The sequence below is a fragment of the Niveispirillum sp. genome (assembly GCF_052437035.1).
Taxonomy (GTDB): domain Bacteria; phylum Pseudomonadota; class Alphaproteobacteria; order Azospirillales; family Azospirillaceae; genus Niveispirillum.
Genome location: NZ_JBQVOH010000001.1, coordinates 589,405 through 615,350 on the forward strand (window position 1 = coordinate 589,405; position 25,946 = coordinate 615,350).

The window sequence follows — 25,946 nt, forward strand, 5'->3', positions numbered from 1 at the left end:
GCTATGCGAGGGGTGACGAAGGTCCTGACAGCCTGCTTGCTGGTGATGTTGCAGTTTCCCTCCGTCAGCGCCACGATCATCGCCGAGGTCATCCACCCCCCTCAACTCTTGCAATCGGCTGATGGTCGCAGTCGTTTCACAGTTACCGAGATATGCCGGGACAATGCTTGGCCGCTTCCGCTAGACGCGCCGTACGTTCCGCAACGCCCGGTAGGCGAGCAGCAATACATGTCCGCTTGCCCTCAAGAACGCTGGGTTTTCATCGGCGAGTTCGCATCTAAGAACGATAATGGCACATGGGGTGTCCTTTGGACCAAACCGTTGCCGGTAGGAATTCCCAAAGCTGAGTGGCTGATGAGTTCAGGTGATAACCTGTTGGCCACCCTATGGTTCGACAGCAAAGAAAAAGCAGATAAGGTTCTGATTTTCAATCTTAACGGTAATTTGCTCTACGCCTATAGAATTGATGCCATTTTGCGCGATGCCGGACTGCCTTGGGAGGGTTCCATCGTCTCCCAATCCTATTGGAAACTCCAGGTTCGCTTCACCGATGATCATCTTGCATTGCAGATCGAAGCTATGCCCAAACTTGAGTCGATTTGGGAGAAACCCAGCGCTCCTCTTCATGCTAAGCTGTCCTTATCGGACGGGAAACTTTCTCTCGCCGACAGCGACCGTTGGGCCGTCCTCCAGCGAGAGATGGAATGTCGTCTGATGGTTCATGACGCGAACATGCACGCGTACAGCCCGGATATTGTCTGGAACGACAAGGGTGAGGGCAAAAGTCAGAAGCGTTCAGGACCGCTAAGTAGTTGGAATGAGATGACGGCGCTACTTACGGCCTTCATCGCGCCGTTTAAGGCGAATATTTTGTTGGGACTCGGCATTTCCTGCCATAGGTCCGCCGACGGCAGTGCACCGCCGTGAGGCCCGTGCATTCCCGCCCCGTCCGCACCGCCGTTTACGCCTTGGGCTGTGGGGCTTATATAAGGCGTCATGACGATACCGTTTTTGAAGATGCACGGGCTTGGCAATGACTTTGTGGTCATCGACGCCCGCACCCGGCCTGTCCCCCTGACGGCGGCACACGCGCGCGCCATTGGTGACCGCCGTCGTGGCGTGGGGTTTGATCAGTTGATCCTGATCGAACCGCCGCAGGATCGGGCTGCCGACATTTTCATGCGTATCCTGAACCCCGATGGCAGCGAGGCAGGGGCCTGTGGCAACGCCACGCGCTGCGTCGCCTCGCTGGTGGGCAAGGGCCTGGGCCGGGATGAGCTGGTGATCCAGACCATTTCCGGTCTGCTGCGCTGCTGGCTGCATGCCGACGGCACCGTTACGGTCGATATGGGGCCGGCGCGGCTGGACTGGCAACAGATCCCGGTGGCGGAAGCGTGCGACACCCTGCACCTGCCGGCGTCCGCCGGTCCGCTGTCTGACGGTGTCGGCGTCAATATGGGCAATCCGCATGCGGTGCATTTCGTGCCGGATGCAGAGGCGGTGGACCTGACCCAATGGGGTCCGCAACTGGAACGCCATCCCTTTTTTCCTGACCGCGCCAATATAGAGGTGGTGAGCATCACCGGCCCCGCGTCGGTGCGCATGCGCGTCTGGGAGCGTGGGGCCGGGATTACCGATGCCTGTGGTTCGGGGGCCTGCGCCGTCGGCGTGGCCGCCATCCGCCGGGGTCTGGTCCAGGGTCGCCGCGTCGCCGTCACGCTGGATGGCGGTATCCTGAATATCGAATGGCGGGACGATGGCCATGTCCTGATGACGGGGCCTGTCGCCACCTCCTTTGCCGGGACCTTGGGACCGGAATTGCTGGGCCCCGAACTGCTTGGAGAGACGCTGTGAGCGTCGATACCAGTCTGGCCGAGGCCGAGCATGTGCATGAAAGCGGCGAGGGCGGCCCGCCGGAAGTGACCGGCGGGCCGGGGGAGCCGACGCTGGTTACGTTCGGTTGCCGGCTCAATGCATATGAGTCCGAAGTTATGCGCACGCATGCGCGACAGGCCGGGCTGGATGATGTCGTCATCGTCAATACCTGTGCCGTGACGGCGGAGGCTGAGCGGCAGGCGCGGCAGACCATTCGCCGCCTGCGCCGCGAACGGCCGGGATCGAAGATCATCGTCACCGGCTGCGCCGCCCAGGTCAGCCCGGAGAAGTTCGCCGCCATGGGCGAGGTTGACCATGTGCTGGGCAATGACGCCAAGCTGACCGCCGCCCCCTGGGCCGAGTTCGGCACGGGTCAGGCCGAACGCGTGGTCGTCAACGACATCATGAGCGTGAAGGAAACCGCCGGCCACCTGATCCAGGGGATGGAGGGGCGGGCGCGGGCCTTCGTGCAGGTGCAGAATGGCTGCGACCATCGCTGCACCTTCTGCATCATCCCCTATGGCCGTGGCAATTCCCGGTCGGTCCCGATGGGGGAGATCGTCAATCAGGTCCGCGCCCTGGTGGAAAGCGGCTATAATGAGGTCGTGCTGACCGGGGTGGACGTCACCTCCTATGGCGCCGACCTGCCGGGCAAGCCCTCGCTGGGACAGATGGTGCGCCGCCTGCTGGCGCTGGTGCCCGATCTGCCGCGCCTGCGCCTGTCGTCGCTGGATGCCGTGGAAATGGATGATGATCTCTGGCGTCTGGTGGCCGACGAACCGCGCCTGATGCCGCATCTGCATCTGTCGCTTCAGGCCGGCGACGACATGATCTTGAAGCGCATGAAGCGCCGCCATCTGCGGGGCGATGCCATCGCCTTTGCCGAAAAGGCGCGGGCTTTGCGTCCCGATATGGTTTTCGGTGCCGACATCATCGCCGGCTTCCCCACCGAAACCGAAGAGATGTTCCAGAACAGCCTGAATATCGTGGAACAATGCGGCCTGACCTGGCTGCACGTCTTCCCCTACAGCCCCCGTCCCGGCACGCCCGCCGCCAAGATGCCGCAGGTTCCGGGACCAGTGCGCAAGGAACGTGCGGCCCGTCTGCGCGCCGCAGGCGACGCACAGGTGGCCCGTTATCTGGCGTCACAGGTGGGTCATTCCGCTAACGTATTGATCGAACGCAAGGGGCTGGGCCGCAATGAGGGCTTTGCCGAAGTGGCGCTTCCCGATCATTATGAACCCGGAACGATCATCCGCTGTACCATTACCGGCGTGGCCGGAACCCAACTGACCGCGCGAGTCCTCGACTGATGCTGAACTGGTTCAAGAAGAAGCCGACCCCGGAAGCCCCGGCCCCGCAACCGGCCCCCGCGCCGGCACCCATGGTGGAGCAGGTCGCAGTTGTAGAGCCGGTGGAAGCCGTGGAGGCGCCGGCCATTGTCGAGGCTGAACCGGTGCCCGTGCCGGCCCCGGCGGTTGAGGTGATCCCGGAACTGGAAGACCAGCCGGAGAAGAAAAGCTGGTTCTCCCGTCTGAAGGATGGTCTGTCCAAATCCACCAGCCGCCTGACCGAGGGCATTACCGGCATCTTCACCAAGAAGAAGCTGGATGATGAGGCGCTGGAGGAGCTGGAAGAACTGCTGATCCGCGCTGACTTAGGCCCCGTCACAGCGGCCCGTCTCACGGCAGGTTTGGCCAAGACGCGGTTCGGCAAGGAAGTTTCGGCGGAAGAGGTGAAGGATTACCTCGCCACCGAATTGCAGAAGATTGTGGAGCCGGTGGCCCAGCCGCTGGTCATTGATCCGTCGAAGAAGCCGCATATCATCCTGCTGGTCGGTGTCAACGGCACCGGCAAGACCACCACCATCGGCAAGCTGGCTCGCCAGTTTCGCGATGAGGGCAAGAATGTCTGGCTGGCCGCCGGTGACACGTTCCGTGCCGCCGCTGTGGCACAGTTGAAGGTCTGGGGTGAACGCACGGGCTGTCCCGTCGTGTCCCGCGATACAGGCGCGGATGCGGCGGGCCTGGCCTATGACGCCGTGGAACAGGCGACCAAGGCGGGCGCCGATGTCCTGCTGATCGATACGGCGGGCCGGTTGCAGAACAAGGCCGGTTTGATGGAAGAGTTGCGCAAAATCGTGCGCGTCATCAAGAAGCTGAACCCCGAGGCCCCGCACACCACCCTGCTGACGCTGGACGCCACCACGGGCCAGAACGCGCATAGCCAGATCGAAGTGTTCAAGGACATGGTGTCCATCAATGGCCTTGTCCTGACCAAGCTGGACGGGTCGGCGCGCGGCGGCGTGCTGGTGGCCCTGGCGGAACGGTTCAAGCTGCCGGTCCATGCCATCGGCGTGGGTGAGGGCGTCTACGATTTGCGCCCGTTTGAGGCGCGGGGCTTTACCCGCGCCCTGGTCGGGCTGGAGTAACGGTGGTACCGCCAGTCCGGTCCGGCACCTTGCCGCGCCGGCAGGCATCGGAACAATATTTCACCTGCTCCCAATCGCGCGCCCATTTGCGCCGCCAGGTGAAGGGCCGACCGCATTGGATGCAGGTCTTGGTCGGCAGGTTGGTCTTGTGATGCATGATGGTCCTGTCAGGCGCTGTCGCCCTTGACATGGCGCGCCTCTAACCGACCGCCAGCCCCCCGCGCCGTCCATGGCGCAGATTTTCCGCCAGCGCACCGATGCCGATGGCGGCGATCAGGGTCAAGGCGCAAAGGCCCGCAACCGGAACCAGGGGCAGGGCGGCCATGATGAGGGCGGCCAGGGCGTAGCGGCGCAGCAGCGGTGCCGCCGTCTCCCGTTCCATCCCCATGTGCCGCCGCCTGATCTTCACCGCCAGGGCAAAGCCGGTGATGACAATGCCAACGGGCAGGGCCAGCAGCCACAGGCCCAGCATCAGCACGCCCAGCGGGATGCCGATCACGCTGACCATCAGCAGGCCCAGCAGCAGGGGCGACAGCAGCAGGATGGCTGCACCCAGCAGCAGGTGACGCAGGGGATGGCGCGGCATGGCATCCGCCGCCCGCAGCACCGGACCCGGCAGCAGCCAGAGCAACCCGACGCCGAGCAGGAACAGGGCCAGCGCCTTGCCCAGACTGCCCAGAATGGTGGGGCCTTCGTCCGGGGCGGATTGATAATGGTGGCGTACGGTGCCACCGACCTCCACCCCCGCCGGAACCTCCACCGCCATGGGGCCGTTATGGCGCAGGTCCCCCTCAATCGCCGCACCGGGGCGCAGTTCCAGCATGCCGGATGTCACCTCCAGATCGCCCGCCACCCGGCCCGTCACGATGACCCGGTCGCCGGTCAGATGGGCGTCGCCGTCCACCCACCCCGAAAGGGTCACCTCGGTGCCATTAGCGATCAGGTCACCCGCAATGTGGGCTGTGGGGCCGATGGTCAGTTCCGCCGCATTCAGCAGGGCGTCACCCGCCACGTCGGACGTCACCGACAGGTCGAACGCCATTGCGGCCAGATCGCCCTCCACCGGGCCCTTGACTGCAAGATCGAAGCCGGCCAGCAGCGCATCGCCCGACACAGGTGCTGTAACACGAAGGTCGAGACCCGCCGCGACGACGTCGCCGGCCACCGGCGCATCGACGGACACGGAACGCCCCGCCGCCACCAGATCGTCGGTGACCGGAGCGATCAGCCTTATCTCTGCACCCGTTTGCAGCTCAGCACCCGCCCATGCCGGGCCACACAGGGTCAGCAACAGGGCGGCTTGGATCAGGATACGGGCAAACATTGGGACTTCCTGCCTTCCGGGGCATCGAGCGGACTGTTGATGATCGGCGGATTATCGTTGCCGGCCAAGGTCCACCGGCCCCGACCCGTCGGGGTTCCACCTTGATACAGGTCAGTTACAAGGCCGGGTGCCACCCTGTAATGCAACGCCATATGGGGTTGATCGGGGACCGGTTCCACCGCACCCTTGGCTTTGGTGCAATGCGGGATGAGGGTGCGTGATGGCTCTGTTCGATCTTTCCGGCAAGCGTGGACTGGTGGTGGGCATCGCCAATGGCGCCTCCATCGCCTATGGCTGCGCCAAGGCGTTTCGGGCGCAGGGGGCCGATCTGGCCATCACCTACCTGAACGAAAAGGCGGCGCCACATGTGCGGCCATTGTCCGACGAACTGAATGCCGCGCTGTTCCTGCCCTGCGATGTGCGGGAGCCGGGGCAGTTGGAGGCCGTGTTCGAGAAGATCGAGGCGGAATGGGGCAAGCTGGATTTCCTGTTGCATTCCATCGCCTTCGCCCCGCGTGAGGATCTGCATGCACGGGTGGTGGACAGCAGCCGCGACGGGTTCCTGATGGCCATGGACGTGTCGGTCCATTCCTTCATCCGCATGGCCAAGCTTGCCGAACCGCTGATGAAGGATGGCGGCTGTCTGATGAATGTCAGCTTCTATGGCTCTGAAAAGGTCGTGGAGCATTACAATCTGATGGGGCCGGTGAAGGCAGCGCTGGAGGCGGTGACGCGCTATCTGGCAGCGGAACTGGGGCCGCAGGGCATCCGGGTGCACAGCCTGTCGCCCGGCCCGCTGAAGACACGGGCTGCCAGCGGCATCGACCGGTTTGATGAATTGCTGTCCCGCGCCGCCGAGCGGGCGCCGATGCGCAATCAGGTGACGATCGAGGATGTGGGCGCCTACGCCGCCTTTTTGGCGTCGGATGCGGCGCGTGCCGTGACCGGTGGGATCGAATATATCGATGGCGGCTATTCCATCGTCGGGTAGGGGTGCCCAAACCGCGCTGGATATGCTATCTAACCGCCAGTTTCAGCCCATATATCAAAACGATACAGCAAGGCGTTCCCCATGGCCGGTCATAGCCAATTCAAGAACATCATGCATCGCAAGGGCGCGCAGGACGCCAAGCGGTCGAAGATTTTCAACAAGCTGGCGCGCGAAATCACCGTCGCGGCGAAGTCGGGCCTGCCCGACCCGGCCATGAACCCGCGCCTGCGCGCCGCCATCCAGGCGGGCCGCGCCCAGAACCTGCCCAAGGACCGTATCGACCGGGCCATCAAGATGGGCATTCCGGGCAGCGCCGACGACACCAACTATGACGAGGTGCGGTACGAGGGCTATGGCCCCGGCGGCATCGCCCTGATCGTCGAGGCGCTGACCGACAACCGCAATCGCACCGCATCGGAAGTGCGCTCCGCCTTCACCAAGCATGGTGGCTCGCTGGGCGAAACCAATTCGGTGTCGTTCATGTTCAACCGCATCGGGCAGGTCACATATCCGGCCAGCGTGGCGTCGGCAGATGACATGCTGGAAGCCGCCATCGAGGCGGGGGCCGAGGATGTGCAGTCCGACGAACATGGCCATTCCATCATCACCGGCACCGATACGCTGGGCGAGGTGCGCGATGCGCTGGAGGCCAAGTTCGGGGCACCGGAAAGTGCGAAACTGACCTGGACGCCGCTGAACCTGCTGCCGGTGACGGCGGAGGACACGGCCCAGACGCTGCTGAAGCTGTTGGACGTGCTGGAAGATAATGACGATGTCCAGACAGTCCTGGGCAATTTCGACATTCCGGCCGAACTGCTGGAAAAGCTGGGCTGATCGCCATGGTAGGGGCCATTCACCATGGCCCCTGCAGGCCGATGACCATCGGCCCCGCACCCCATGGTGCTGTCAAGCCCAAGCCGCCGGATGGCGGCGCCCGGCGTTTGAGGGGCCGGCGTTTGAGGGGATGGTGTAACGATGCCGGGACAAGCACCCGTGCGTATCCTGGGGCTGGATCCCGGTCTTCGCCATCTGGGCTGGGGCGTCATTGACGTGGCCGGCAACCGGTTGAGCCATGTGGCCGACGGCACCATCCATACTGACAGCGGCGATGATCTGGCCAAGCGACTGCTGGAGCTGCATGAAGGCATTGCCACCGTCATCGAACAATGGCAGCCGGACGAGGCGGCGGTGGAAGAGACGCTGTCCAACGTCAACCCGTCCTCCACCCTGAAACTGGGCATGGCGCGCGGCATCGCCCTGTTCAGTGCCGCCAAGGCCGGGCTGCCGGTGGAGCAGTATCTGCCCATGGCCGTGAAGAAATCCGTGGTCGGCACCGGCCATGCCGACAAGGTGCAGGTGCAGCATATGGTTAAGATGCTGCTGCCGGGCTTTCAACGCTCCACCGCGGATGCCGCCGACGCGCTGGCCGTCGCCATCTGCCACGCCCACCATGCCCAGACGCGACGCAAGGTGGACAACGCCATCCTGGGGATTAGGCGGTAAGACGTTGCCGTTTTGTTCATATGGTGTAGAATTCTTCCCCAGCAGGAAGAAAGGCCCATCCCATGGCGCTCAACATCAAATCCCCCGATACGGAACGTGACGTCCGGCAATTGGCCGAACTGACCGGTGAGAGCCTGACAGAGGCCGTGCACCAAGCTGTGCGTGAGCGACTGGAGCGCGTGGGGCGGCAGTCGCGTCGCATGGATGAGGCCCGCTGGGCGCGGGTGGAAGCGATCGTGGCGCGTGCCCAGGCCATCCCGCAGATCCATGATCTGACCGAAGATGAAATCCTCGGCTACGACGTTATGGAAGGACTGCGCGATGACAACGCGGATCGCCATTGATACGTCGGCCATCTATGCGATTCTGTGTGGGGAGGTGGATGCTTCTCTGCATCTCAGTGCTATCCGCCGCGCACGAGGGTTGCTGATGTCAGCCTTGACGGCATTCGAATGCCGCTCTGTTTTGCTGCGTCGTTTCAACATGTCGAAGGTATGGGAATTCGACGCGTTCCTGGAAGAGACGGGAACGCAGCTACTGCCGTTTGATGATGAGCAGGCTGTGGTCGCGTTCACTGCCTATGGTCGCTTCGGTCGAGGTTCGGGCCACAAGGCTCAGCTGAATTATGGTGACTGTGCCTCTTACGCCCTGTCCCGTTCGGCCAGCGCCCCCCTGCTGTTCAAGGGCAAGGATTTCATCCATACCGATATCATCGCGGCGCTGCCCCTGCTGGTGCCCGAGGCAGGAGTTAGCCAATGATCGCGAAATTGTCCGGACTGCTGGACAGCACGGGCCTGGACTGGGCCATCATCGATGTGAACGGGGTCGGTTATCTGATCTCCGCCTCCACCCGCACCCTGCGCCGGCTGGGCAGTACCGGCAATGCCGTGTCGGTCCATACCGAAATGTGGGTGTCGGAAGACAAGATGGCGCTGTACGGCTTCGCCGATATCAATGAACGCGACTGGTTCCGGCTGTTGACGACCGTACAGGGGGTGGGCGCGCGTGTGGCGCTGAACATCCTGTCGGTGCTGGCGCCCGACCGCCTGACCTCCGCCATTGCCGCCCAGGATAAGACGACGCTGTGTGAGGCTGATGGGGTGGGGCCGAAACTGGCTGCCCGAATTTTGAACGAATTGAAGGATAAGGTGGCGACACTCGCCACCAGCCCGGTGGCGGCCACACAGGTTCAAGGCACGGCGGCACAACCCGCCGTCAGTACGGCAGTTGGGGATGCGGTGTCGGCGCTGGTCAATCTTGGATATAAGCGGATCGAGGCGTTCACCGCCGTGAACAAGGCTGCCCAGAGCCTTGGCGGTGAGGCCGATGTCTCCGCTCTGATCCGGGCCGGCCTGAAGGAACTGAGCCAGTGAGCCGCAAGCCCAAGCCGGAGGCGGCCCCCCCAAAACCGGAACGCATGGTGGAACAGGACCGGATCGGCGGTGACGCCAGCACCGAGAATTCCATCCGCCCCTTGTCGTTGGGCGAGTTCATCGGCCAGAAACAGGTGCGCGAGAACCTGTCCTTGTTCATCCAGGCCGCCAAAGGCCGGGGTGAGGCGCTGGACCATGTGCTGCTGTTTGGGCCGCCAGGTCTGGGCAAGACCACGCTGGCTCAGATTGTGGCCAAGGAACTGAATGTCGGGTTCCGCGCCACCTCCGGCCCTGTCATCGCGCGGGCGGGCGATCTGGCGGCCCTGCTGACCAATCTTCAGCCGCATGACGTGCTGTTCATCGATGAAATCCACCGACTGTCGCCGGCGGTGGAGGAAATCCTCTATCCCGCGATGGAGGATTTCCAGCTGGACCTGATCATCGGTGAAGGCCCGGCGGCGCGCAGCGTGCGTATCGACCTGCCGCCCTTCACCCTTGTCGGCGCCACCACGCGGTCCGGCCTGATCACCCGCCCGCTGCGGGAGCGGTTCGGTATCCCGCTGCGCATGCAATTCTATGAACCGGAGGAATTGCAGCTGATCGTTAGCCGGGGTGCCCGCATCCTGGGCGTGGAGATGACGGACGAGGGCGCGCTGGAAGTGGCCCGCCGGTCGCGCGGCACACCGCGTGTCGCGGGCCGCCTGCTGCGCCGGGTGCGCGACATCTGCGGTGTGCAGGGGCTGGAGGTGGTGGATGCCAAGGCCGCCGACCGGGCGCTGACCCGGTTGGAGGTTGATCGGCTGGGCTTTGACGCCATGGATCGCCGCTATCTCACGTGCATTGCCGACCATTATGGCGGTGGGCCGGTGGGGGTGGAGACGCTGGGCGCAGCGCTGGGTGAACAGCGTGACGTGTTGGAAGAAACCATCGAACCATATCTGATCCAACAAGGGTTGTTGCAGCGCACACCGCGCGGGCGCATGTTGACCGACACGGGCTACCGCTATCTGGGTCTGCCGGTGCCGGCCACGCCGGTGCGGCAGCTGGATTTGCTGGGCGGCATGCCAACGGTGGGGAAGGGCAGTGCGCCGGTCGGCGACCTGTTTGACGGGGATGATGATGCCTGACGCGAGGATGCCGCCGGTCGGCTGGTGGGAGGGGACAAGCCATGTCTTCCCGACCCGCGTCTATTATGAGGATACAGACGCCGGCGGCATCGTCTATCACGCCAATTACCTGCGCTTTGCGGAACGGGCGCGCAATGAGATGCTGCGCCTTTCAGGCTTTCCGCATGCCGCCATGGTGGCGCAAATGGGTGTGGCCTTGACGGTACGGCATTGCGAAATCGATTTTCGGCAACCCGCCCGTCTTGATGACGCGCTTGAAGTCGTCTCGCGAATTGCCGATATCGGCGCCGCGACATTGGATATCGAACAGGATGTGCGCCGCGCTTCGGGCTTGGCCTGGGGCGGGGTAGAGGCTTCGACGGGACCGGCACCGCTGGTCCGCCTGGGCCTGCGTCTGGCGTGCATCAATACGCAGGGGCGGCCCGTCCGCCTGCCGGCCGCCTTGCGGTCGGTGATGGTCAATATTTTGTCAAAAGGTCAGGACTGAACCCGATGTTTCCCACCCTTCTGCAAGCCGCCGCCCTCGGCGGTGATGTCGCGCCGGTCCATGACATGTCGGCGCTCGGCCTGTTCTTGCAGGCCGATATCGTTGTGAAGCTGGTGATGCTGGGTCTGCTGGCGGCGTCGGTCTGGACCTGGGCCATCATCTTCAACAAGGCCACCAAGCTGCGCCGCATGAAGGCCGCCGCCGCCGATTTCGAGGAACAGTTCTGGTCCGGCGGCTCTCTGGATCAGCTCTATGATCAGGTGGCGCAAGCCCCGGCTGATCCCTTCTCCGCCGTGTTCGCCGCCGGCATGCGCGAATGGCGTCATGCCAATGAACGCGGCCTGTCCGCGTCGGGCGCCATGCGCGCCAACCTGATGCAGCGCATGGAACGCGTCATGTCGGTGACGGTGGGGCGCGAGATGGCGGACACCGAACGCTACATGACGGTGCTGGCCTCGGTCGGTTCCGCCGGCCCGTTCGTCGGCCTGTTCGGTACGGTGTGGGGCATCATGGGTGCCTTCACCAATATCGCGGCCCAGCAGAATACCTCGCTGGCGGTCGTGGCGCCGGGCATCGCGGAGGCTTTGTTCGCCACCGCCATCGGTCTGGTCGCTGCCATCCCCGCCGTGCTGGCCTATAACTACTTTTCCTCGGAGATCGGGCGTTTCGGCGACCGGCTCGACTCATTTGTGACAGAATTCTCCGCGATCCTGCAGCGTCATCTGGAAGAGCGGGGCTGAAATGGGGGCGAGCCTTCCTGGCAAGCAGTCCGGGCGCGGGCGGCGGCGTGGCCGCCGCGCCGCCATGTCGGACATCAATGTGACGCCCTTCGTGGACGTCATGCTGGTGCTGCTGATCGTGTTCATGGTGGCGGCGCCGCTGCTGACCGCCGGTATTCCCGTCAATCTGCCCAAGGGGGCGGCCCAGGCGCTGAAATCGGAAGAGGACCCGTTGTGGGTGACCGTCACCGCAGATGGCCGCATCTCGTTCAAGGACAAGAAAGTCTTTGATAATGAGATTTTCGCGCTGGCCGAACTGGCCCCGCGTCTGGCCATCGTCGCGGAGCAGACGCCCGACCGCAAGGTTCTGGTGCGTGGCGACCGCGAGGCCACGTATGCCAGCATCGTGGATGTGTTGAGCGAGGCGCGCCGCGCCGGCCTGTCGGAGGCCAAGCTGGTCATCGAATCCGACGGTCGCGGCGCACGGTAAGGGTGGAAATCAACGCATCATGCGGACCACCCTGATCCTTTCCGGCATCCTGCACCTGGCGCTGATCATTCTGGCGCTCATCGGACTGCCGCACCTGATCAAGAAGCGGGAGGTGATCCAGCTTCAGGAGGTGCCGGTCGAGGTGGTGGAGGTCGGCCCCATGACCATCGCCAAGCTGGCCGAGCCGAACCCCAAGCCACTACCCCCGCCGCCCAAGCCGACGCCGCCAAAGCCGGAACCGCCCCCACCGCCGCAGCAGGCCAAGGAACCCCCCCCGCCGCCGCCGGAAGTGAAGGTGCCGGAACCGCCCAAACAGGTGGCCGAGAATCCGCCCGAGCCCGAGCCGAAGCCCGAACCCAAACCGGAGCCCAAGCCCGAGCCGCCGAAGAAGGAAGAGCCGAAGCCGGAACCTCCCAAGAAGGAGGAACCCAAGCCGAAGCCGCCCGAACCGAAGAAGGAAGAGCCCAAGCCCAAGAAAGAGGAGCCGAAGCCCAAGCCGCTGGAGAAGACGCTGGACAGTGTTCTGAAGAACGTTGCCAAGCTGAAGACCGACAGCCCGCCTTCCAAGGAGCCGCCCAAGGAAACCTCGTCCGAGCCGCCGCAGCCGCTGGCCGCCAAGACGGGTGAGCGTTTGAGCATCAGCGAGGAGGACGCGCTGCGCCGTCAGATCCGCAACTGCTGGAACGTGCCGGTGGGGGCAAAGGGCGTGGAAAACATGCAGGCGGAAATCCGGGTCTTGTTCGACAGCAACCTGCGCGTCACAAATGTGCAGTATGTCTCGGGCACGGGTAATCCCAATACCGACCCGCATTTCCGGGCTTTTGTGGAATCCGCCTTACGGGCGCCGCTTTTGCCTGGATGTAATACGTTGAACATCCCGCGCGACAAGTACGGGGACAAAGGGTCCATCCTGATGAAGTTCAGCCCGAAGGATATGTTCTGATGCAAGCCAACGCTCTATTCTCCACGGGCGGCTGGCGGGTCGTAGGTCGCTTCGTTGCCGTGGTGGCGATGGTGCTGGCCGCAGGCTTCGCCGCTCCCGCCCGCGCCGAACTTGAGATCGACATCACGTCAGGCAATCCGCAGCCGATTCCCATCGCGATCACCAATTTCGCCGGTGACAACCCCAACGCCACCCAGATCGGGCAGAACATTGCCGGCGTCATTTCGGCCAATCTGGAACGGTCCGGTCTGTTCCGCCCGCTGGAACCGGCCAAGTTCGTGCAGACGCCCGACAGTCTGAAGGTCGGTGTCCGCTTTGCCGACTGGCGCCTGATCCAGGCGCAGGGTCTGGTGACGGGTACCGTCAGCCAGTCGCCCGATGGCCGTACCCGGATCGAGTTCCGGCTGTTCGACGTCACGGCGGGTCAGCAGGTCACCGGTCTGGCCTATACCGTCCAGGCCGATGGCTGGCGGCGAGTCGCCCACATCATTTCGGATGCGATCTATAAGCGCGTCACGGGTGAGGAAGGCTACTTCGATACGCGCATCGTCTATATTGCCGAGTCAGGCCCTGCGTTGCAGCGCGTCAAGCGCCTGGCGATCATGGACCAGGATGGTGAGAACCACCGTTTCCTGACCGATGGCCGTACCCTGGTTCTGACCCCGCGCTTCTCGCCCAGTACCCAGGAAATCACATATCTGAGCTACTTCAACAACAGGCCTCGGGTGTATCTGTTCAATATTGATACAGGCCGCCAGGAGGTGCTGGGTGATTTTCCGGGCATGACTTTCGCGCCGCGTTTCTCGCCCGATGGTAATAAGGTGATCATGTCGCTGGCCACGTCCGGCAATTCCGACATCTACACTTTGGACCTGCGCACCCGTCGCCAGACGCAGTTGACGAACCATCCTGGCATCGACACTTCGCCGTCTTTTGCGCCCGATGGCAGTAAAGTCGTGTTCGAAAGCGACCGTGGTGGTACGCAGCAGCTGTATACGATGAATGCCGATGGCAGTGATGTGAAGCGCATTACTTTCGGCCAGGGCCGTTACGGTACTCCCGTCTGGTCTCCCCGTGGCGATCTCATCGCCTTCACCCGACTTGCGGGGGATAAGTTCTATATCGGCGTCATTCGGCCGGATGGTACGGGTGAGCGACTTCTGACAGAGGCCTACCATGTCGAAGGGCCTACCTGGGCTCCAAATGGCCGAGTGCTAATGTTCTTCAAGGAAAGGCCTTCTGGACAGGGAGGCAAACAGCGCCAAGCCAAGCTATACTCAATCGACTTGACAGGGTTTAATGAACGGCAGGTCTTAACGCCCACCGATGCTTCCGACCCTGCATGGTCGCCCTTGATTCCGTGAGTGCGTCACCCTATTTTCGCAACGCAAGAACAGCGCTCAAATCCGCCGGGCCTGAAGATCGCTTCAATGCGGCGTCTGGCTGTGGTTTACGCGGTTCCGTGGGGCAAACACGCACTTATCCTTAACTCGATTTCCACCTAGGGGGTCTCTCAAATGCGCTTCAAGATGCTCAGCCTCGTCGCGGTTGCCGTTCTGGCCACTGCCTGCTCCTCCAAGCCGGAACAGACGGCTCAGGCCACCACCGGCGGCACCGTCGCCGCTCCGGCCGCTCCGGCCAAGCCCTCGGGCCCGGTCCCGGGTTCGGCTGAAGACTTCATCGTCAATGTCGGCGACCGCGTGTTCTTCGGTTTCGACAAGTTCGACCTGACCCCGGAAGCGACCGCTACCCTGGATCGTCAGGCCAACTGGCTGAAGACCTACAAGTCCGTGACCATCACCATCGAAGGTCACGCTGACGAGCGCGGCACCCGCGAATACAACCTGGCTCTGGGTGAGCGTCGTGCCAATTCGGTCAAGAACTACCTGACCGCCATGGGCGTCGAAGCTGCTCGCGTTCAGACCATCTCCTACGGCAAGGAGCGTCCGCAGGTCGTTGGTTCCAACGAAGCCGCTTGGACGCAGAACCGCCGTGGCGTGACCGTGATCAACTGATCCGGCACGACCGCCAAGGTCTAGTCGACAGCCTGAAGGAAACGCCGTCCGGGAAACCGGGCGGCGTTTTCTTTTGCACGCCTTATTACTGCCTTACCGCCTGTGGACACTTTCGCCGTGCGGGCCTTCGCGGTAGGGTCGCGCCCATCGCAATCCTCGCCAACCGTTGGTCCCGATGATCCGACATCTGCGTTCCCAGAACCCGTATCCCCGCCGCCGCCTGACGCTGGCCGCCATCGCCGTCGCGGCGGTGTTGGGCACTTTGCCGGCTTCGGGCCAGTCCGACACGCGGGATATGGCGAACCGGCTGCAACGGCTGGAGAACGAGCTGCAGACGCTAAGCCGCGAGGTTTACCGTGGCGGCGCCCGCCCGCCCGCCAGCGGTGGGGCGACCCCTACGATGACCGGAAATGTCGCCGCCGACTTTGAGGTGCGCTTGCAGCGCCTGGAATCGGAGATGCAGACCCTGACGGGCCGTTATGAGGAAGCGGGCTTCCAGGTGGCACAGCTGCGCGAGCAGCTGGCCAAGATGCAGCAGGATATTGAATTCCGGCTGAGCCGTCTGGAACAGGGGCAGGGCGGTGGCTTGAGCGCCGGAGCCGCACCGTCGGCGGGCGAGGCGGTTCCTGCCGCAGAGCCGACAGCGCCCGCCGCCCATTCCACGGGCAAGCCTGCTGCTGCCAACAGCAACGCCGCACCGGCGGCGGGCGGGTTCAACCTGCCCAACGGGTCGGCGCAGGAACAGTACGACTTCGCCTTCAACCTGCTGCGTCAGGCCGAGTATGACAAGGCGGAGCTGGCCTTCACCCGCTTCATCGAGGCGAACAGCGCCAGCCCGCTGGCCAGCAATGCCCAGTATTGGCTGGGCGAATCCTTCTATGTGCGTGGCAAGTACAAGGAAGCGGCTGTTGCCTTTGCCGAGGGCTATCAGAAATATCCCAAGAGCACCAAGGCGCCGGACAGCCTGCTGAAGCTGTCACTTTCCCTTTCGGCCATGAAGGCGAATGAGGATGCCTGCGCCGCTCTCACGGAACTGAACCGGACCTATAAGGCGACGGCACCGCAGACCATCCTGCGCCGGGCTGAGGCGGAGAAGAACCGTCTGAAATGCAAGTGAGCGGTCCCATCGGGCCGGTCACCTTCGACCGGCTGATGCAGGCCCTGGGGCCGTTCGAGTCGGCCCCCAATATTGCGGCAGGTGTTTCCGGCGGTGCCGACAGCATGGCACTGGCCCTGCTTCTGGCACCCTGGGTGGCTGCTCGGGGGGGCACACTTCTCACCCTCACCGTCGATCATGGGTTGCGCCCCGACAGCCGGTCTGAGGCCGAACAGGTTGCGGCCTGGATGGCGCAGCGGGGTATCCCCCACCGTATCCTGTCCTGGGATGGACCAAAGCCGGTGACGGGCGTTCAGGCCGGTGCCCGGCACGCTCGCTTGCGCCTTCTGGCTGATGCCGCGGCGGATGCGGGCATCTTGCATCTGGCCTTGGCCCATCATGCCGATGATCAGGCGGAAACCCACCGGCTGCGCGCCGACCGGTCCAGTGGCCCGCAGGGTTTGGCGGGCATGCCCGCCATCCGGGAGATGGAGCGGGCGCGCCTGATCCGCCCGCTTCTGCCTGTCGCCAAGGACCGGTTGGTCGCAACATGCGTGGCGGCGGGCCAGACCTGGGTCGAAGATCCGTCCAACCGCAATCCTGCCTTTGCGCGCGCCCGGCTGCGCTTGTCGGAGTCGGTGGGGCAGGGCGACATGCAAGCAGTTGCCGCTGCTGCTGCCATCCGAGCCAGGGAGGATGCCGAAATAGCCCACCTGCTGGCGCTCTATGCCCGGTTTCAGCCCGAAGGCTGGGTGATCCTGGATCATGCGCTGTTCCAGCAGGAGAGGCGGATGGCCCAAGGTCTGGCCGCAACCCTGCTGCGCGCCGTTGGCGGGGCACCGTACCCGCCGGCACCTGCCGCCGTGGCCGATCTGGTGGCCGGGCTGCGTGCAGAGCCGGACAAGGGTCGCACGCTGGCCGGCTGTCAGCTCACCCCCATCACCGGCGGCTGGCGTCTGGTCCGGGAGACAAGGAACCTTCAAGGTCCCGTGGCGTTGCAGGGCGGCGGTCCCTCCGTGGTCTGGGATGGCCGATTCCGCCTTTGGTCCGAAGCGTTTGGGCAGTACACCGTCCGGGCCCTGGATGAGGCATTGTGGCGCAGGGCTGTTGCACAAAGTCCCCGTCTGGCCCGGTCCGATCTGCCTGCGGCAGTCCGCTGGACCCTGCCGGTTGTCACGGATGGGGATCGGCCATTGGCCATACCGCCAATGGCGTGGACGGCTCCCGACATCCCCGATCCGGGGGTGCATATGGTGCCATTAGTATCGGTTCCGGCAGTTCCCGCGCGGTTCGCTGTTGTCACCGCCATAGATGACATTATCTAATGGAAGGAGTTCCCCCAGGCCCGCCTGGGGGTGCGGTCGATGAAAGGTCAGGGCTGTGAATAATTTCGGTAAGAATCTGGCGCTGTGGCTGGTGATCGGGGTGTTGTTGATCGCCCTGTTCAACCTGTTCCAGACTTCCTCCACCCGCTCGTCGCAGTCCGGCATGGCCTATAGCGACCTGCTGGCCGAGGTGTCGCGCGGATCGGTGACGTCCGTCACGATCAAGGGTGACCAGATCACCGCCACCACCAATGACAATCGCAGCTTCTCCGTGACGGCCCCGCCCGGTTCCAACGTGGCCGACCGTCTGGTTGACAAGAATGTGCGCGTGTCGGTCGTGGCGGAGGATACGGGCCCCTCGCTCCTGTCCATCCTGCTGTCCTGGTTCCCGATGCTGCTGCTGATCGGCGTCTGGGTGTTTTTCATGCGCCAGATGCAGGGCGGCGGCGGCAAGGCCATGGGCTTTGGCAAGTCCCGCGCCCGCCTGCTGACCGAGAAGGTGGGCCGCGTCACCTTTGACGATGTCGCCGGCATTGATGAGGCCAAGCAGGAACTGGAGGAGGTCGTCGACTTCCTGAAGGACCCGCAGAAGTTCCAGCGCCTGGGCGGCAAGATCCCCAAGGGCGTGCTGCTGGTCGGCCCGCCGGGTACGGGTAAGACCCTGACGGCCCGTGCCGTCGCGGGTGAGGCCAATGTGCCCTTCTTCACCATCTCCGGTTCCGACTTCGTGGAAATGTTCGTGGGCGTCGGTGCGTCCCGTGTCCGCGACATGTTCGAACAGGGCAAGAAGAACGCGCCCTGCATCATCTTCATCGACGAAATCGACGCCGTGGGCCGCCATCGTGGCGCCGGCCTGGGCGGCGGCAATGATGAGCGTGAGCAGACGCTGAACCAGCTGCTGGTCGAGATGGATGGGTTTGAGGCGAATGAGGGCGTGATCCTGATCGCCGCAACCAACCGCCCTGACGTTCTGGACCCGGCCCTGCTGCGTCCCGGTCGCTTCGACCGTCAGGTCGTGGTGCCCAACCCTGACGTGCTGGGCCGCGAGAAGATCGTGAAGGTCCATATGCGCAAGGTGCCGCTGGCGCCTGATGTGGACCCGAAGGTGATCGCTCGTGGTACCCCCGGTTTCTCTGGTGCTGACCTTGCCAATCTGGTGAACGAGGCGGCGCTGCTGGCGGCCCGTGCCGGCAAGCGTGTGGTCGGCATGGCTGATTTCGAGTCCGCCAAGGACAAGGTCATGATGGGTGCGGAACGCCGCTCCATGGTTATGTCGGAGAAGGAAAAGAAGCTGACCGCCTATCACGAGGCGGGCCATGCCCTGGTCTCGCTTTGGGTCCCGGAATATGACCCGCTGCACAAGGTCACCATCATTCCCCGTGGCCGCGCCCTGGGCGTGACCATGAACCTGCCGGAACGCGACCGCACCAACTACACCAAGCGTGAGATGGAATCGCGTCTGGCGGTGCTGTTCGGTGGCCGCGTGGCCGAGGAGATCATCTTCGGGGCGGAAAACGTGACCACCGGCGCTTCGAGCGACATTCAGCAGGCCACCCGCTGGGCCCGCGCCATGGTGGCCGAGTATGGCATGTCCGACAAGCTGGGCCGCGTGCGCTATAACGCCAATGAACAGGAGGTTTTCCTGGGTCATTCGGTGGCGCAGCAGCAGAACGTGTCGGAAGCCACCGCACAGCTGATCGACGAGGAAATCCGCCGCCTGATCGAGCAGGGCGAAAGCATGGCCCGCAAGCTGCTGACGGAGCGTCTGGACGATCTGCACAAGGTGTCGGAAGCGCTGCTGGAGTTTGAGACGCTGTCGGGTGAAGAGGTGAAGGCCATCCTGCGCGGTGAGCAGGTGGTCCGTACCGATCCGCCGGCCCCGCGCCCGCAGGCCCCGGAGCCGCCCAAGTCCTCCAGCGGTCGCCGCGCCTCGGTTCCCACGTCGGGCAAGGACGGGATCGAGCCGGAGCCGCAGCCCGGCGTTTAAGCGGGCGGTTATAGGTTGAGTGAGCAGACCCCCGGCGTGATGAGCGTCGGGGGTTTGTTGTTTTCGCAAGCGGTAGGTTTTCATCGGTTCGGAGGTTGCTCCCTCACCCTCCCAAGCCTGATGGCTTGGGCCCCTCCCGCTCCCGCAAGCGGGTGAGGGGCAAAACTTTTACCCTCGCCCACGAAAGTGGGAGCGGGAGGGGCCTGTCGGCGTCAGCCGATGGGAGGGTGAGGGAGTGCCGACTGGACCGAAAAGCACCCCATAATCAAGAGCCCGTCTCATGCACCGCCCCCTGGCCATCCTCTCCGGCCCCGCCGCCCGCACCGCCATTGCTGCCGGACAGGCCCGTCCACTGGCCGGCGGTCCGTTGGCCTTTACGCTGGTCGAGACGCCAGCCGGCCTCATCCCCGCCACCGCACTGCCCCCCGACCATCCCCTGACCGCTCCCCGCGCCCCCTGGGCCGGTTTCGACCTGTCGCGGCCTGTCATCATGGGTATCGTCAATGTCACGCCCGACAGCTTCTCCGACGGTGGTGACCATGCCCAGGCCGATGCCGCCATCGCCCATGGCCGCCGGCTGCTGGACGAGGGGGCTGATATCCTGGATATCGGTGGCGAGTCGACCCGACCAGGGGCGGAACCGGTGCCGGTGGAGACGGAGATTGCGCGGGTTGTGCCCGTCATCCGGGCGCTGGCGGCGGAAGGGGCCGTGATCTCCATCGACACCCGCCACGCCGCCGTGATGAAGGCGGCGTCAGTGGCGGGGGCGCGGATCATCAATGATGTCACGGCCCTTTCCGGCGACCCGGACAGCCTTTCCGTTGCCGCCGCAACGGGCCTTCCCGTCGTCCTGATGCACATCAAGGGGGAGCCGCAGACCATGCAGGTGGCACCCCGCTACGGTGATGTCACGGCAGAGGTGTTCGACTGGCTGTCCGCCCGCATCGACGCGGCGGTGGCGGCGGGCATCGCGCGGGACCGGATCGCCATCGACCCCGGTATCGGATTCGGCAAGGATCTGGGCCATAATGTCGACCTTCTGGCCCGCACCGCCGCCCTGCACGGGCTGGGCTGCCCTCTCCTGATCGGGGTCAGCCGCAAACGCTTCATCGCTTCCCTGTCAAAAGGGGAGGCGCCCAAGGACCGGGTGGCTGGCTCCATCGCCACGGCGCTGCATACGCTGGGGCAGGGTGCGCATATCCTGCGCGTGCATGACGTGGCCGCAACGGTGCAGGCGGTCGCCGTGTGGCAGGCCCTGCAATCGGCGTGATATAGGTTGCGTAACATTCCGATCCACCGGCCCTCCTGCCGGCATTCCTGGGAACTGACACATGTCGCGTAAATTGTTCGGCACGGATGGCATCCGCGGTACCGCCAATACCGAGCCGATGACGGCGGAGACGGCGCTGAAGGCCGCCATGGCTGCCGCTCTGCATTTCCGGCGCGGGGATCATCGCCACACGGTGGTGATCGCCAAGGATACGCGCCTGTCGGGCTATATGCTGGAACCGGCCCTGACGGCGGGTTTCATCTCCATGGGCATGGATGTCATCCTGGTGGGTCCGCTGCCCACGCCGGCGGTGGCCATGCTGACCCGGTCCATGCGCGCCGATCTGGGCGTCATGCTGTCGGCCAGCCATAACCCGTTCCAGGATAATGGCATCAAGCTGTTCGGCCCCGATGGCTACAAACTGTCGGACGAGTTCGAGGCGGAGATTGAGGCGCGCATGGCGCTGCCTTTCGCGCCCGATCTGGCCGGCCCGCGCGACCTGGGCCGGGCGCAGCGCATGGAAGACGCCTTTGGCCGCTATATCGAAGTGGTCAAGAGCAGCTTCCCGCGGGGCCTTCGTCTGGACGGTATGAAGATCGTCATCGATTGCGCCCATGGCGCCGCCTACAAGGTGGCGCCGCGCGTGCTGTATGAACTGGGGGCGGAGGTGGTCACCCTGTTCAACCAGCCCAACGGTTTCAACATCAATGACAAGTGCGGGGCCACCAGCCCCGCCGCCATGCGCGCCGCCGTGGTGGAGCATAAGGCAGATCTGGGTATCGCCCTGGATGGTGACGCCGACCGCCTGATCCTGGCGGATGAGACAGGTACGCAGATCGACGGCGACCAGATCATGGCCCTGATCGGCCAGAGCTGGGCCGAGAGTGGGCGGCTGCGCGGCGGTGGTGTGGTCGCCACCGTCATGTCCAATATCGGCATGGAACTGCACCTGAAAAAACTTGGTCTGACCCTGGCGCGCACATCGGTGGGCGACCGCTATGTCGTGGAACATATGCGTGAGCATGGCTTCAATGTCGGCGGTGAACAGTCGGGCCATGTCGTCCTGTCGGACTTCGCCACCACAGGTGATGGCTTGCTGGCGGCGTTGCAGGTGCTGGCCTGCATCCGGCAATCGGGGCGGCCCGCGTCCGATGTGCTGCGCGTGTTCCAGCCACTGCCGCAGCTGCTGAAGAATGTCCGCTACGATGCCAGCACTGGCATCCGCCCCCTGGACGCCGACAGCGTGCAGGCCGCCATCAAGGCGGGTGAGGAAAAGCTGGCAGGCGTTGGCCGTGTCCTGATCCGCAAATCGGGCACCGAACCCCTGATCCGCGTCATGGCGGAAGGGGAGGATGATGCCCTGGTGACCCGCGTTGTCGATGATATCTGCGACGCGGTGCGACAGGTGACCCAGGCCGTGGCGGCGGAGTGAAGAAGATGCGCGGACGCGTTCTGATCATTGCCGGGTCGGATTCGGGCGGTGGGGCCGGTATCCAGGCCGATATCAAGACGGTGACGGCGCTCAATGGCTATGCCATGACGGCGATCACGGCCCTGACGGCGCAGGACACCAACGGCGTCCATGGCGTTCTGCCCGTGCCCATTGATTTCCTGGTACAGCAGATGCGCCTGGTCCTGGCCGATATCGGGGCCGATGCCGTGAAGATCGGCATGCTGGCGACGGCAGATATCATCAATGCCGTGGCCGATACGCTGGCCCATGCGGCGCCCGGCGTGGCCCTTGTCGCGGACCCGGTGATGGTCGCCAAGGGCGGGCACCGGTTGCTGGATGAAAGCGCCACCGGTGCCCTGATCCGCCGCCTGCTGCCACTGGCCGCCATTGTCACGCCCAATGTGCCGGAGGCCGAGGCCATGACCGGCATCGACATCCGCACCGTCGATGACATGCGCCGCGCCGGGCATGCGTTGCTGAACTATGGCGCCAAGGCCGTGTTGATGAAGGGCGGGCATATGGACGGGCCGGTCCTGACCGACCTTCTGGTTACCCGTGATGGGGAGCAGGCCTTCACCGGCGAACGGGTGGAAACGCGGCATACGCACGGTACAGGCTGTACCCTGTCTTCCGCCATCGCCACGGGTCTGGCACAGGGCCTGTCGGTGGCGGATGCCGTGGCCCGCGCCCGCCGCTATGTCGATATTGCCATCCGTACCGCGCCGGGCTTCGGCCATGGTCACGGCCCCCTGAACCATGCCCATACCGTTGGGGATTTCGCATGAGCGGCTTTGATCCCAAGCTTCTGAGCGCGTATCAGCAGACCAGTTACGTCGCGCTGGACGGCAAGCGAACCGCCACAGCCCGCATCATGGCGGACGGCAAGGAGGTCGACAGCCTGCTGGAAAATCGCGGGGCGGCAGAGATCGTGTTCGTCACCGCCTGGAACCCGAAAAGCAAGCCGGCCGCCCAGGCCGCCAATGACGCCGCCCATGCCCGCCTGATCGACATCCTGGAGGATGAGGATCTGGATTATCTGCCAGCGGAGCTGCGCCCCGCGTCCAAGGATTGGCCCGTGGAGAAGGGTGTGGCGATCTTTGATCTGGCCCCGTTCGATGCACTGCAACTGGCGGAAATGCTGGGCCAATATGCCATCGTCTGGCAGGGGCAGGGCCAGCCGGCACAATTGTTGTTCACCCGGCTGGCGTTGGGGTAAGGGCGCGTGCAGGGCCGGCATTGCTGACTTTCCGGCCCTGTTCTGCTACTGTCCTTCCATCAACGCCACACCTGTGTCTTGCCGCTGCTGAAGCAGCCGGTTGTCGCGCATCAAAAGGCGGCACCGGTGAAACGCAGGTGTGTTTTCTGTTTCATCCTGTTGCACGGGGGGCGGGTCCGGCGGTTCGGAGCGACCCTGTCTTCATCTCTGAATGCAGGGCACCCCTTCACCGCCGGATCGCTCAGAACTCCGCCTTCAGGCCGGCATAGAGCGAACGCCCTTCACCGGGATAATAGACATTGAGGTTGGCGCCCGTCGCCCGCGCATTGGCGATGGTGCTGATGGACGAGATATAGCGGGTCTTGAAGATGTTCCGCGCCTCGGCATAGACGCGCAGACCCTTGGCCAGCTGCACGCTGCCATTGACGGACCAGACGTCGTAGCCGGGCGCCTTCAGGCTGTTGGCATAGTCGATCCAGGCCCCTTCCGGTGCCCATTCAACATTGGCCCCGACCTGCCAGGTATCGCCATTCTTGATGATCAGGCCGCCCTGATAGAGGTGACGCGGCACGCCGGCCAGATCATTGCCACCGAACTGCGCGTCGCCGTCAAAGTAGAAATCGTTCAGCATGTAGGTCTGGCTGAACACCACGCTGCCAGCGTCCGACGCGAACAGCTTGTCCGCGATGGTCACGTCCAGCCCGGCCTCGATCCCCTGATGGATGGTCTTGTCGGCATTGAAGGTACCGGCGGGGATGGTGGGATTGACGGTGAATTGCAGATACTCACCCCGCAGCCAGGACCGGTACAGACCGATATCCCAGGCGAAGATGCCCGACTGCCCGCGTGTTCCGACCTCCGCTGTCCAGGCCTTCTGCGACGCCAGCGGCACAAAGCGCGGCACCGGCGCCTGCACCAGTTCGGAGAAGGTGGGCGCCTCCTCCGCGCGGGAGACATTGGCATAAAGCTGGGTGCCGCCATCTAGCTGATAAAGCAGGCCCAGCTTGGGGTTCAGGGCATGGAAGCTCTTGTCGGCGTCCTGGGTGGCGTTCAGGTTGTTATCCAGCTCCCGCTTGGCCGCCATCCATTGCAGGCCGGCGACCAGGGTCAGGTCCGGCGTCAGCGAGGTGCGGCTTTCCGCGTAGGCTTCGGCCTGTTGGGCATACTGGTCGCCATCGGCGGTCTTTGCCCCCCGGCTGCCGCGTACATTCACATATTGAAGCGCGTTGACATGGCCGTAGCGGCCCTGCAGCCCCACCACCAGCTCGTGCCGCAGACCGCCGATCTGGCCGACATCGGTATAGCGGATGAAGCTGCCAACATCCTGGCTGTCCTGGTCCACCACCTGGAAGATGGGATGGAACAGCGACTTCACATTCAGGAAGCCGCCGACATCCAGCTGCGCCTCATCTCCTAGAAGGATGCTGGTCCGGTTGGACAGGCGGACGGAGTTGATGTCGCGGGCATAGTCATTCTGGTTATTGATGGCCGGGGCCAGACGCGGGGTATCCAGGGCCGAGGCGCGGCTGACCGTGCCGGGCACTTCCTGCTGTATATGGTTGGCGGACAGGTAGAAGCGGGTTTCGGCGCTGTCGGTCAGTTTGATGCCGACATTGCCGGCCAGCCGCGCTGTCTGCTGTGCCGTCTGCTGGCGATAGCCGTCGGACCGGATGCCATTGACACTGACATAGCCGTCCAGCGTCTCACCGGCGGCGGACGCCGTTCCGGCCAGGCGGATGGTGCCGAAGCTGCCGCCATCGATGGCGATACTGTTGGCACTGCTGGCCGTGCGGCCCGTGGGCGTCATGATATTGATGGCCCCACCCAGGCTGGCAGCACCGTAACGCAGGGCATTGCCACCTTTGAACACCTCTACATAGCGGGCCTGGCGGGGGTCGATTTCCTGGAAATCGGTGCTGCCATCGGCCAGATTGACGGGCACCCCGTCGATCAGCAGCGACAGGCCGCGCATATGGAAACTGCGCGACAATCCGGACCCGCGGATGGAGATGCGGACTTCTTCAGCAAAGCGCTGCTGGGCATAGACGCCGGGCGTGCCGGACAGCATGTCCTTCAGGTTCAGGGCATACTTGTCACGAAACTCCTCCGCCGTGACCAGATCGACGCCGCCGGCGACCTTATTGATCTGTTTGCGGGCTTCGTCAACGGACGGGGCGGTGGCGCTGCCCTGACGCTGGCCGATCACTTCCACCACGCTGGCGGGGTCGGCGGCCATCTCGGCAGCGGCGGGCAGGGACAGGCACAGGGCGGGCAGGCAGGCGCCGGCCAGCAGGAACGAACGCGACATAGGGAAACTTCCT

At 64.2% G+C, this 25,946-nt stretch carries 27 protein-coding genes; 24 read left to right on the forward strand and 3 right to left on the reverse strand.

Annotated elements, in window-relative coordinates; all coding sequences use genetic code 11:
• Window positions 1–12: 12 nt before the first annotated feature.
• The 4 genes from ACT6Q8_RS02880 to ftsY all read left to right on the forward strand — a co-directional run bounded on the left by ACT6Q8_RS02880 (window position 13) and on the right by ftsY (window position 4,306).
• Window positions 13–927 carry a hypothetical protein gene (locus ACT6Q8_RS02880; RefSeq protein WP_444732568.1) on the forward strand — a complete coding sequence of 305 codons (915 nt, stop codon included), beginning with the start codon at window positions 13–15 and terminating at the stop codon, window positions 925–927.
• A gap of 69 nt (window positions 928–996) precedes the next feature.
• Window positions 997–1,854: a diaminopimelate epimerase gene (gene dapF / locus ACT6Q8_RS02885; protein WP_444732569.1), complete on the forward strand. Its 858-nt coding sequence runs from the start codon at window positions 997–999 to the stop codon at window positions 1,852–1,854.
• A gap of 65 nt (window positions 1,855–1,919) precedes the next feature.
• Entirely contained in the window at window positions 1,920–3,188 is a 1,269-nt protein-coding gene (mtaB, locus tag ACT6Q8_RS02890; RefSeq protein ID WP_054167521.1) for a tRNA (N(6)-L-threonylcarbamoyladenosine(37)-C(2))-methylthiotransferase MtaB, read from the forward strand.
• Window positions 3,188–4,306, forward strand: coding sequence for a signal recognition particle-docking protein FtsY (ftsY, locus tag ACT6Q8_RS02895; RefSeq protein ID WP_444732570.1), 1,119 nt, complete (start codon window positions 3,188–3,190; stop codon window positions 4,304–4,306). Before mtaB ends, ftsY begins: the two co-directional genes overlap by 1 nt.
• Here the strand turns inward: ftsY and ACT6Q8_RS02900 are convergent.
• Together ACT6Q8_RS02900 and ACT6Q8_RS02905 are read right to left on the reverse strand one after the other, a co-directional pair.
• Entirely contained in the window at window positions 4,278–4,496 is a 219-nt protein-coding gene (locus ACT6Q8_RS02900; RefSeq protein ID WP_444732571.1) for a DUF2256 domain-containing protein, read from the reverse strand. The two genes, ftsY and ACT6Q8_RS02900, sit on opposite strands and share 29 nt — an antisense overlap.
• 9 nt (window positions 4,497–4,505) lie before the next feature.
• On the reverse strand, window positions 4,506–5,630 hold the full coding sequence (locus tag ACT6Q8_RS02905; protein WP_444732572.1) for a hypothetical protein: 1,125 nt from the start codon (window positions 5,628–5,630) through the stop codon (window positions 4,506–4,508).
• A 220-nt stretch (window positions 5,631–5,850) separates the two neighbouring features.
• Here ACT6Q8_RS02905 and fabI point away from each other — a divergent pair, with 220 nt between their 5' ends.
• The 20 genes from fabI (at window position 5,851) to ACT6Q8_RS03005 (ending at window position 23,625) form a co-directional block, all read left to right on the forward strand.
• On the forward strand, window positions 5,851–6,621 hold the full coding sequence (fabI, locus tag ACT6Q8_RS02910) for an enoyl-ACP reductase FabI (protein ID WP_444732573.1): 771 nt from the start codon (window positions 5,851–5,853) through the stop codon (window positions 6,619–6,621).
• Between the two features lie 81 nt (window positions 6,622–6,702).
• Window positions 6,703–7,455, forward strand: a complete 753-nt coding sequence (locus ACT6Q8_RS02915; RefSeq protein ID WP_054167127.1) for a YebC/PmpR family DNA-binding transcriptional regulator — start codon at window positions 6,703–6,705, stop codon at window positions 7,453–7,455.
• 141 nt (window positions 7,456–7,596) lie between these two features.
• Window positions 7,597–8,124 (forward strand): crossover junction endodeoxyribonuclease RuvC, encoded by a 528-nt coding sequence (gene ruvC, locus ACT6Q8_RS02920; RefSeq protein ID WP_082372141.1) that lies wholly within the window; start codon window positions 7,597–7,599, stop codon window positions 8,122–8,124.
• A gap of 62 nt (window positions 8,125–8,186) precedes the next feature.
• Window positions 8,187–8,468 (forward strand): type II toxin-antitoxin system VapB family antitoxin, encoded by a 282-nt coding sequence (locus tag ACT6Q8_RS02925; protein WP_444732574.1) that lies wholly within the window; start codon window positions 8,187–8,189, stop codon window positions 8,466–8,468.
• On the forward strand, window positions 8,446–8,883 hold the full coding sequence (locus ACT6Q8_RS02930; RefSeq protein WP_444732575.1) for a type II toxin-antitoxin system VapC family toxin: 438 nt from the start codon (window positions 8,446–8,448) through the stop codon (window positions 8,881–8,883). The genes ACT6Q8_RS02925 and ACT6Q8_RS02930 overlap by 23 nt, the downstream gene beginning before the upstream one ends.
• Window positions 8,880–9,497 carry a Holliday junction branch migration protein RuvA gene (gene ruvA, locus ACT6Q8_RS02935; RefSeq protein WP_054167131.1) on the forward strand — a complete coding sequence of 206 codons (618 nt, stop codon included), beginning with the start codon at window positions 8,880–8,882 and terminating at the stop codon, window positions 9,495–9,497. The genes ACT6Q8_RS02930 and ruvA overlap by 4 nt, the downstream gene beginning before the upstream one ends.
• A 44-nt stretch (window positions 9,498–9,541) precedes the next feature.
• Complete coding sequence (gene ruvB, locus ACT6Q8_RS02940; RefSeq protein WP_054167523.1) at window positions 9,542–10,624, forward strand: Holliday junction branch migration DNA helicase RuvB; 1,083 nt, start codon at window positions 9,542–9,544, stop codon at window positions 10,622–10,624.
• Window positions 10,617–11,111, forward strand: a complete 495-nt coding sequence (locus ACT6Q8_RS02945; RefSeq protein ID WP_444732576.1) for a YbgC/FadM family acyl-CoA thioesterase — start codon at window positions 10,617–10,619, stop codon at window positions 11,109–11,111. The genes ruvB and ACT6Q8_RS02945 overlap by 8 nt, the downstream gene beginning before the upstream one ends.
• 5 nt (window positions 11,112–11,116) lie before the next feature.
• A complete protein-coding gene (gene tolQ / locus ACT6Q8_RS02950) occupies window positions 11,117–11,851 on the forward strand; it encodes a protein TolQ (protein ID WP_054167133.1) in 735 nt (244 codons plus the stop codon).
• 1 nt (window position 11,852) lies between these two features.
• On the forward strand, window positions 11,853–12,320 hold the full coding sequence (locus tag ACT6Q8_RS02955; protein WP_054167134.1) for an ExbD/TolR family protein: 468 nt from the start codon (window positions 11,853–11,855) through the stop codon (window positions 12,318–12,320).
• A gap of 19 nt (window positions 12,321–12,339) precedes the next feature.
• A complete protein-coding gene (locus tag ACT6Q8_RS02960; RefSeq protein WP_444732577.1) occupies window positions 12,340–13,263 on the forward strand; it encodes a hypothetical protein in 924 nt (307 codons plus the stop codon).
• Window positions 13,263–14,627, forward strand: coding sequence for a Tol-Pal system beta propeller repeat protein TolB (gene tolB / locus ACT6Q8_RS02965; RefSeq protein ID WP_054167136.1), 1,365 nt, complete (start codon window positions 13,263–13,265; stop codon window positions 14,625–14,627). The genes ACT6Q8_RS02960 and tolB overlap by 1 nt, the downstream gene beginning before the upstream one ends.
• 153 nt (window positions 14,628–14,780) lie before the next feature.
• The gene (gene pal, locus ACT6Q8_RS02970) at window positions 14,781–15,278 is read left to right on the forward strand and encodes a peptidoglycan-associated lipoprotein Pal (RefSeq protein WP_054167137.1); all 498 of its coding nucleotides are present in this window, start codon (window positions 14,781–14,783) and stop codon (window positions 15,276–15,278) included.
• A gap of 175 nt (window positions 15,279–15,453) precedes the next feature.
• Window positions 15,454–16,395 carry a tol-pal system protein YbgF gene (gene ybgF / locus ACT6Q8_RS02975; RefSeq protein ID WP_444732578.1) on the forward strand — a complete coding sequence of 314 codons (942 nt, stop codon included), beginning with the start codon at window positions 15,454–15,456 and terminating at the stop codon, window positions 16,393–16,395.
• Window positions 16,392–17,699, forward strand: a complete 1,308-nt coding sequence (gene tilS, locus ACT6Q8_RS02980; RefSeq protein WP_444732579.1) for a tRNA lysidine(34) synthetase TilS — start codon at window positions 16,392–16,394, stop codon at window positions 17,697–17,699. The genes ybgF and tilS overlap by 4 nt, the downstream gene beginning before the upstream one ends.
• A gap of 55 nt (window positions 17,700–17,754) precedes the next feature.
• Complete coding sequence (ftsH, locus tag ACT6Q8_RS02985; protein WP_444732580.1) at window positions 17,755–19,686, forward strand: ATP-dependent zinc metalloprotease FtsH; 1,932 nt, start codon at window positions 17,755–17,757, stop codon at window positions 19,684–19,686.
• 280 nt (window positions 19,687–19,966) lie between these two features.
• Entirely contained in the window at window positions 19,967–20,956 is a 990-nt protein-coding gene (folP, locus tag ACT6Q8_RS02990; protein WP_444732581.1) for a dihydropteroate synthase, read from the forward strand.
• A gap of 61 nt (window positions 20,957–21,017) precedes the next feature.
• Entirely contained in the window at window positions 21,018–22,388 is a 1,371-nt protein-coding gene (gene glmM / locus ACT6Q8_RS02995) for a phosphoglucosamine mutase (RefSeq protein ID WP_444732582.1), read from the forward strand.
• Between the two features lie 5 nt (window positions 22,389–22,393).
• The gene (gene thiD, locus ACT6Q8_RS03000) at window positions 22,394–23,194 is read left to right on the forward strand and encodes a bifunctional hydroxymethylpyrimidine kinase/phosphomethylpyrimidine kinase (protein ID WP_054167524.1); all 801 of its coding nucleotides are present in this window, start codon (window positions 22,394–22,396) and stop codon (window positions 23,192–23,194) included.
• On the forward strand, window positions 23,191–23,625 hold the full coding sequence (locus tag ACT6Q8_RS03005; RefSeq protein ID WP_444732583.1) for a DUF3293 domain-containing protein: 435 nt from the start codon (window positions 23,191–23,193) through the stop codon (window positions 23,623–23,625). Before thiD ends, ACT6Q8_RS03005 begins: the two co-directional genes overlap by 4 nt.
• A gap of 241 nt (window positions 23,626–23,866) precedes the next feature.
• Here the strand turns inward: ACT6Q8_RS03005 and ACT6Q8_RS03010 are convergent, their stop codons facing one another.
• On the reverse strand, window positions 23,867–25,933 hold the full coding sequence (locus ACT6Q8_RS03010; RefSeq protein WP_444732584.1) for a TonB-dependent receptor family protein: 2,067 nt from the start codon (window positions 25,931–25,933) through the stop codon (window positions 23,867–23,869).
• Window positions 25,934–25,946: the final 13 nt, after the last annotated feature.

Coding starts and splice junctions, on each gene's coding strand:
- tolB (WP_054167136.1), top strand. CDS start 13,263: ATGCAAGCCAACGCTCTATTCTCCACGGGCGGCTGGCGGGTCGTAGGT.
- ybgF (WP_444732578.1), top strand. CDS start 15,454: ATGATCCGACATCTGCGTTCCCAGAACCCGTATCCCCGCCGCCGCCTG.
- fabI (WP_444732573.1), top strand. CDS start 5,851: ATGGCTCTGTTCGATCTTTCCGGCAAGCGTGGACTGGTGGTGGGCATC.
- ACT6Q8_RS03005 (WP_444732583.1), top strand. CDS start 23,191: ATGAGCGGCTTTGATCCCAAGCTTCTGAGCGCGTATCAGCAGACCAGT.
- ACT6Q8_RS02945 (WP_444732576.1), top strand. CDS start 10,617: ATGCCTGACGCGAGGATGCCGCCGGTCGGCTGGTGGGAGGGGACAAGC.
- ACT6Q8_RS02960 (WP_444732577.1), top strand. CDS start 12,340: ATGCGGACCACCCTGATCCTTTCCGGCATCCTGCACCTGGCGCTGATC.
- glmM (WP_444732582.1), top strand. CDS start 21,018: ATGTCGCGTAAATTGTTCGGCACGGATGGCATCCGCGGTACCGCCAAT.
- ruvC (WP_082372141.1), top strand. CDS start 7,597: ATGCCGGGACAAGCACCCGTGCGTATCCTGGGGCTGGATCCCGGTCTT.
- ACT6Q8_RS03010 (WP_444732584.1), bottom strand. CDS start 25,933: ATGTCGCGTTCGTTCCTGCTGGCCGGCGCCTGCCTGCCCGCCCTGTGC.
- pal (WP_054167137.1), top strand. CDS start 14,781: ATGCGCTTCAAGATGCTCAGCCTCGTCGCGGTTGCCGTTCTGGCCACT.
- ACT6Q8_RS02930 (WP_444732575.1), top strand. CDS start 8,446: ATGACAACGCGGATCGCCATTGATACGTCGGCCATCTATGCGATTCTG.
- ACT6Q8_RS02905 (WP_444732572.1), bottom strand. CDS start 5,630: ATGTTTGCCCGTATCCTGATCCAAGCCGCCCTGTTGCTGACCCTGTGT.
- ACT6Q8_RS02925 (WP_444732574.1), top strand. CDS start 8,187: ATGGCGCTCAACATCAAATCCCCCGATACGGAACGTGACGTCCGGCAA.
- ACT6Q8_RS02955 (WP_054167134.1), top strand. CDS start 11,853: ATGGGGGCGAGCCTTCCTGGCAAGCAGTCCGGGCGCGGGCGGCGGCGT.
- dapF (WP_444732569.1), top strand. CDS start 997: ATGACGATACCGTTTTTGAAGATGCACGGGCTTGGCAATGACTTTGTG.
- folP (WP_444732581.1), top strand. CDS start 19,967: ATGCACCGCCCCCTGGCCATCCTCTCCGGCCCCGCCGCCCGCACCGCC.
- ruvB (WP_054167523.1), top strand. CDS start 9,542: ATGGTGGAACAGGACCGGATCGGCGGTGACGCCAGCACCGAGAATTCC.
- tolQ (WP_054167133.1), top strand. CDS start 11,117: ATGTTTCCCACCCTTCTGCAAGCCGCCGCCCTCGGCGGTGATGTCGCG.
- thiD (WP_054167524.1), top strand. CDS start 22,394: ATGCGCGGACGCGTTCTGATCATTGCCGGGTCGGATTCGGGCGGTGGG.
- ACT6Q8_RS02915 (WP_054167127.1), top strand. CDS start 6,703: ATGGCCGGTCATAGCCAATTCAAGAACATCATGCATCGCAAGGGCGCG.
- ACT6Q8_RS02900 (WP_444732571.1), bottom strand. CDS start 4,496: ATGTCAAGGGCGACAGCGCCTGACAGGACCATCATGCATCACAAGACC.
- ftsY (WP_444732570.1), top strand. CDS start 3,188: ATGCTGAACTGGTTCAAGAAGAAGCCGACCCCGGAAGCCCCGGCCCCG.
- ruvA (WP_054167131.1), top strand. CDS start 8,880: ATGATCGCGAAATTGTCCGGACTGCTGGACAGCACGGGCCTGGACTGG.